This is a genomic window from Methylosinus sp. Sm6 (assembly GCF_019802345.1).
GTDB lineage: Bacteria > Pseudomonadota > Alphaproteobacteria > Rhizobiales > Beijerinckiaceae > Methylosinus.
This window is the reverse complement of sequence record NZ_JAINDZ010000080.1, coordinates 1-5,413: the sequence shown is the minus strand read 5'-3', so window position 1 is coordinate 5,413 and position 5,413 is coordinate 1. Positions and strand designations below refer to the sequence as shown.

7 protein-coding genes are annotated in these 5,413 nt (G+C 61.7%); 3 read left to right on the top strand and 4 right to left on the bottom strand.

The window, feature by feature from the left end; translation table 11 throughout:
* The 3 genes from K3F48_RS23180 to K3F48_RS23170 all read right to left on the bottom strand — a co-directional run.
* A partial coding sequence (locus tag K3F48_RS23180; protein ID WP_255609704.1) for a DNA-binding domain-containing protein occupies positions 1–458 on the bottom strand: 458 nt, incomplete at its 3' end.
* A gap of 5 nt (positions 459–463) precedes the next feature.
* On the bottom strand, positions 464–1,360 hold the full coding sequence (locus K3F48_RS23175; protein WP_222577805.1) for a DUF692 domain-containing protein: 897 nt from the start codon (positions 1,358–1,360) through the stop codon (positions 464–466).
* A 23-nt stretch (positions 1,361–1,383) separates the two neighbouring features.
* Positions 1,384–1,662: a DUF2282 domain-containing protein gene (locus K3F48_RS23170; RefSeq protein WP_196406997.1), complete on the bottom strand. Its 279-nt coding sequence runs from the start codon at positions 1,660–1,662 to the stop codon at positions 1,384–1,386.
* Positions 1,663–1,966: 304 nt separating this feature from the next.
* Between K3F48_RS23170 and K3F48_RS23165 the strand changes: the two genes are divergently transcribed.
* The 3 genes from K3F48_RS23165 to K3F48_RS23155 all read left to right on the top strand — a co-directional run bounded on the left by K3F48_RS23165 (position 1,967) and on the right by K3F48_RS23155 (position 4,462).
* Positions 1,967–2,548, top strand: a complete 582-nt coding sequence (locus K3F48_RS23165; protein ID WP_370631489.1) for an RNA polymerase sigma factor — start codon at positions 1,967–1,969, stop codon at positions 2,546–2,548.
* Positions 2,549–2,553: 5 nt separating this feature from the next.
* Positions 2,554–3,225 (top strand): NrsF family protein, encoded by a 672-nt coding sequence (locus K3F48_RS23160; protein WP_222577803.1) that lies wholly within the window; start codon positions 2,554–2,556, stop codon positions 3,223–3,225.
* 178 nt (positions 3,226–3,403) lie between these two features.
* Positions 3,404–4,462, top strand: a complete 1,059-nt coding sequence (locus K3F48_RS23155) for an acyltransferase family protein (protein ID WP_222577802.1) — start codon at positions 3,404–3,406, stop codon at positions 4,460–4,462.
* 109 nt (positions 4,463–4,571) lie between these two features.
* Here the strand turns inward: K3F48_RS23155 and K3F48_RS23150 are convergent, their stop codons facing one another.
* Entirely contained in the window at positions 4,572–4,838 is a 267-nt protein-coding gene (locus tag K3F48_RS23150; RefSeq protein WP_222577801.1) for a hypothetical protein, read from the bottom strand.
* Positions 4,839–5,413: the final 575 nt, after the last annotated feature.

Sequence of the window (5,413 nt, the reverse complement as noted above, 5' to 3'; positions counted from 1 at the left end):
GAGGGATGAAAGACGACGGTCGCGCCGTCGAGCAGGTCGACAGGCGCGGACCGCAGCTCTTCGAGCGACAGGGGAGTGGCGTCCGCAGCGTGATAGGCGCGGCCAACCGCATATTCGAGGCGGGCGACGTCCGGCAGATAGGGCAGCTCGCGCGCAGGCTCGAAGGTGGCGAGGAAATCTCCGAAGCTCTCGCCATATTCGAACAGCATGGGCGAGGCGGGCAGGGCTATTCGAACATAGCATTGCGCGGTCGCCCGGAAGAACGCGTCGCCGACGAGGCGCAGGCAGACCGGAAAGCGCTGCGCCAGCGCGTCGACCAATCCACCGATCACATTGTTGCGATAAACGGCGAAGCGCCCCGCGGGCAAGGCGCCATGCGACGCCACGAGACCCCGGGGCGGCGGAAGATCAGGATTGAGGAGAGCGCGAACGAATTCGCCTTGGGTTCGCTCATGCATCGAGGTCAAGCGCGCGCCTCCTGCCGTGTCGTTTCTCCGCTCCATTGCCATCTCTCCTCGAGGAGATGCTCGGCGCGCGCCGCCTCGTCGAGGAGGACCGGCCACGCGGGAAGGTCATTGTCCCATTCGATCAATGTGGCGACAGGTCCCCGGCGGTCCAGGATGCGTCTGTAGAGCGCCCAGACCGGCGAAGGGACTGGAGCGCAATGCGCGTCGATCAACAAGCGCTCACCATCCTCGTCGGCGTCTTCTGCATGTCCGGCGAGGTGAATTTCCTCGACGAGGCCGATCGGAAACGCATCGATGTAATCTTCCGCCGAGAAGCCATGATTGACCGCGCTGACATGAACATTGGCGGCGTCGAGCAGCAGACCGCAGCCGGATCGGTGCGCGACCTCGCTCAGGAACTGGACTTCGGACAGGTCTGACGTCTCGAACCGCAGATAGGTCGCGGGATTCTCGAGCAGAATCCGGCGGCCGAGCGCATCCTGAACGTCCATCACATTGCGGGTGACCCTCGCCAGGCCGATGTCGTCATAAGCCATGGGCAGGAGATCGTTCAGATAGGCGGCGCCATGTGTGGACCAGGCGAGATGCTCGGAGAACATGGCCGGCTCGTATCGGGCGACCAGAGTTCTCACCCGATCGAGATGCTCTCGATCGAGCGGCTGCGCGCCGCCGATCGAAAGACCGACGCCGTGAATGGACAAAGGGTAGTCCCGCCGAATTCGCGTGAGCTGCGCATGCGGCGGCCCGCCCGCGCCCATGAAATTCTCGGCATGAATTTCAAAGAAGCCGACGCTTGGCGCCGACTCCTGGATGTCATCGAAGTGATCGCTCTTGAAGCCGACGCCGGCTCGGATGGGCAGCCGGAGCTCGCTATGCGGGGCGTAGGCGGTCATCGGCTTTCTTGGCATGGGCCGAGTTAGTCGACGATCGGCTCGAGGCTGCCGCGTCCCTTCGGAGTCACGATCCCCGTGCATGTCCCCGTCGGAACATATTTCCATGCGTTGCCTTGATAATTGACTTTCGACGATCCTGCGCAGGTCGTGCCAGGCCCCGCCGCGCAATCATTCTTTCCCTGCAAAGCGACTCCGTAGCATTTTTCCTGATCGCCGGCTGCTTGTGCGGCCTCGACGGCGGCGAGGGCCATGGCGAAGGCGCCGGCGACAGTCAGGACGCTGGAAATCTTCCTATCCGACATATTCGTCTCCTATCATGCGCGGCGGTCGTCGCGAGATTGCCCGAACGTCCCCGCCTGTCGATCATTTCGTAGCCGGGCTGTGGAACGTTACGGTGGACCCGAAAATATCCGCGAGCGAGCGCAGGCCCTCGGCGGCGCAGCCCGTCGCCGTCCTGGAGCAGCTTTTTTTTAAAATCGGATCGAATTCCGATCGCTCGACGATTCCGTTCGAGTGAAAAGCGCACTAATCTGGACTACGCCTCAAAGGAGCGCCGAATGAGCGGCGCGTCTCTCGTGACAGATCGAGCCACTCCCCACGCGGACGATGAGCAGTCAGCACGACCCATTCGCGGCGAAGGACGACGAGCGCCGATGGCGAGCGCTCATGACTTCGGCCCAGGACGGTGACGGCGTCGCATATGCCGAGCTGCTGTCGGACCTATTGCCCGTTCTGCATCGCTTCGTCCGGCGAAAATCGCGGAATGCGCAGGACGCGGACGACGTCGTTCAGGAGATCTTGGTTTCCCTCCATACGGTGAGGCAAACTTATGATCCGCGGCGTCCCTTCACGCCTTGGCTCATGACGGTCGCCGCGCGCCGTGTGGCGGACGCCGCGAGACGGCGATACGCTCGCGGCGCGAATGAGATCGCCGTCGATGTCCTGCCTGAAACCTTTCAGGGGGATGAAACGAAATTCGAGCAAGAGGCGAGCGACGTCGCCGAGGATCTCCGAAAAGCTCTGGCGGTCCTCCCGCAAAGCCAGCGAGAGGCGATCGAGTTGATCAAGATCCGCGGGCTTTCGCTGGAAGAGGCGGCCGAAGCGACGGGAAAGAGCGTCGGCTCGCTGAAAGTCCGAGTGCATCGAGCGATCAAGGCAATGCGGCAGGCGCTGGAGCAAAAGAGCTGACCCCGATGAAAAGTGAAGATCTCATCCGAAGTCTGATAGACGATTGCGCCCCGACGCCGCCGCTCGCCCATCCAGGATGGCGCGCGCTCGTCTGGTTCGGCGCGGCTCTCTGCTATCTCGGATTGGTTGTCCATTTCGTGGGGCGGCGGCCGGAGCTTTTCACAACGATCGCAGACCCCTGGTATCTCGCGGAAGTCGCTGCGATGTTTCTGACGAGCGCAATGGCGGCGGCCGGCGCCTTTTGCGCCGGATGCCCGGGACGGGCCATCTGGGAACGTTTCGCGCCCCTCCCATTTCTGCTGATATGGATCGGCGCGCTCGCCATCGGATGCTGGCGCGATCGACACATTCAGGGTTTCCCGCCCTTTGCGAATATTTCGACCATTCAGACAATTGCGGCGATGAGCATCCCTTCGGCTCTCGCCATCCTGTCGATGGTGCGACGAGGCGCTCCGATTGCGCCGATGACGACGGTCGGGCTGGCGACACTCGCAGCCACGTCGATGTCTTCCGCCGTCCATCGTGTGTTCATCGAGCAGAACATGGCCGGCTCCGCTGGGTTTTGGCCCTTTTGCGCGGTTCTTTTGATAAGCGGCTTCGCCTCGCTGTTCGGACGTCGGCTTCTTCGCTGGACGACGCGCGATGAGTTCGTCGCCACTGTCCAGCGGCCGAGCTGACGGCGGAGCGCATCGATCGACCTCCTGGTCGGCCCGGGTCGAGTATAGCCACGGATAAAACCATCGCAGGACGCTTTTGTGTGCATCTCCGCGTAACCTTCATCGCGGCTCTAACGAAATTGATCGACGAAGCGTGCGCAGTCTCCGGCGTCCGCCAGTCACAACGAGGTCGGCGTCGATGCGAGAGCCTCGAATCGCATGGGTCGATAATGCAAAAGGCATTTGCGTTATCCTGGTCGTCATGATGCACTCCGCGCTCGGCGTCGGCGAGGCCATGGGCGGCGAGGGGCTGCTGCATTGGATCGTTGCGTTCGCCAAGCCGTTTCGCATACCCGGTTTCTTCCTGATCGCCGGCCTCTTCCTCTCGCGAACCATCGATCGGGACTGGCGGACCTATCTCGATCGAAAGCTCGTACATTTCGCTTACTTTTATGTCTTGTGGCTCGTCATCCAATGGCTCTTCAAGAGCGGGCTATGGGCGGGAGGCGATCCGCTGGCAGCATTCGGGCAGTTGGCGCTCGCCATGGTCGAGCCTTTCGGAACTTTGTGGTTCATTTATCTGCTGCCGATCTTTTTCGTCGCGACCAAGCTGCTGCGCAAGGTCCCGTCGGCACTGACGTTGCTGGCGGCCGCGCTGATGGAGACTACCCGCATCGAAAGCGGTTGGACCGTTCCGGATGAGTTCGCAGCCCGCTACGTCTATTTCCTCGCCGGCTATCTGCTCGCGCCACAGGTCTTCGCTCTCGCTGAATCGGCGAGGAAGAACCCGCGCGAGGCGGTTCTGGGGCTCGCGGCCTGGGCCGCCGCTGATGCGACGCTGGCGTTCTCCCCTTCCCCATTCGCGGGCTATTCGACATTCGCATCACTGCCCGTCGCGAGCCTCGTGGCGGGCTTCGCTGGCGCAGCTGCCGTCATCATTTTCGCCGCGCTGGTTTCCGACCGCCCGCGGTGGGCCTGGCTTCGATATTGTGGCGGCGCCTCTCTGGCAATCTATCTCGGCTTTTTCCTTCCGATGGCCGCCGCGCGCAAGGTCATTGTCGACTATCAGCTTATAACCAGCGTGGGCCTCGCCTCACTCTTCGTTACGGTGGTCGGCGTCGTTGGTCCTCTGCTGCTGTATCGCATGACGAAGCGCGGTTTGTTTCGCTTCCTCTTCGAAAGGCCGTCATCGTTTCGGCTCGATGCGCCAAATGCTAACGAGGATGAGCTATCCAGTCGTCGTCAGAGCGCCCTTTGATGCGCACGACACTTCATCTTGGCAAAGAGCCGGCAACATATGCCGCCGGCTCGACCGGAAAGAACACGAAGCGGTCGAGCAGAATATCCCTTCGACCGCGCTGGACAATTTACATCTCTGCGATCGTCCCGCCCTTGGCTTCGCAGGCCTTCGCCGATTTCGCGGGAATCCACCCCTGTCCCTTGCAGGAGTTCATACCCTTGCAAGAGCTGTTCGCGGTCTTGCACGCGCTCATTCCTTTGCAGGAATTGACGCCAGCGCAATGAACCGGGTTTCGCGCGGCCTTAGCGAGCGCGGTGCTCGGCGCGGCGCCATTCAGCACGAGCGCGATCGCCGCCGCGGCGAGAGACGCGCCGGACACGACTTTGGTCTTCATCGAAATCTCCTTGATAGTTCGTCCGTCAATCGAACGTGTCGGGTCCAGATTGGACCGCAGACCATTCTTCGCTTCCGGGGCCGGTACGGTTACACGCAAGGAGAAGATTGTTCGCCTGCTATGCGTCGCCGCCCCAGTGAGGTTCTATCGATTCCTAGACGTATGGGATTTTTTCTCGAAGCGATGTAGCGCCCATTCATCTACCGCGAAAAAGCTGGGGAAGCGCCCGTTGAACGGCGCGGTCTCCGGCGCGAGGGACCAAAAGACGCCAATTTCTCGCCGCGATCGAGGCGGCTCGATGCGCTCGAATCTGCGAGAGCAGCCGACCGGATGGAGCCATGCAGTAGTTCGCGTCTGAAGGGTCGCGACGGATGCGAAAAAAAGATGGACGCGCGACGAATCCATTCTGGTGTTTTTCACCTCTTGCTTATCGGGGGAATTATCCCTCGCACGAAGCGATCAGGAGTGAGGAACATGCTGTACGTGAAGAATGTGCCCGGCTGGGAGCGTGTCGTCAGGTTGGGAATGGGAGCCGGCCTTCTCGTCGCCGCAGTGATCTATTTTGGCGCATCGCC

Bases quoted from the DNA above. Each gene is read 5' to 3' on its own strand.
- K3F48_RS23175 (WP_222577805.1), bottom strand. From the start codon at position 1,360: ATGACCGCCTACGCCCCGCATAGCGAGCTCCGGCTGCCCATCCGAGCC.
- K3F48_RS23155 (WP_222577802.1), top strand. From the start codon at position 3,404: ATGCGAGAGCCTCGAATCGCATGGGTCGATAATGCAAAAGGCATTTGC.
- K3F48_RS23160 (WP_222577803.1), top strand. From the start codon at position 2,554: ATGAAAAGTGAAGATCTCATCCGAAGTCTGATAGACGATTGCGCCCCG.
- K3F48_RS23170 (WP_196406997.1), bottom strand. From the start codon at position 1,662: ATGTCGGATAGGAAGATTTCCAGCGTCCTGACTGTCGCCGGCGCCTTC.
- K3F48_RS23165 (WP_370631489.1), top strand. From the start codon at position 1,967: ATGAGCAGTCAGCACGACCCATTCGCGGCGAAGGACGACGAGCGCCGA.
- K3F48_RS23150 (WP_222577801.1), bottom strand. From the start codon at position 4,838: ATGAAGACCAAAGTCGTGTCCGGCGCGTCTCTCGCCGCGGCGGCGATC.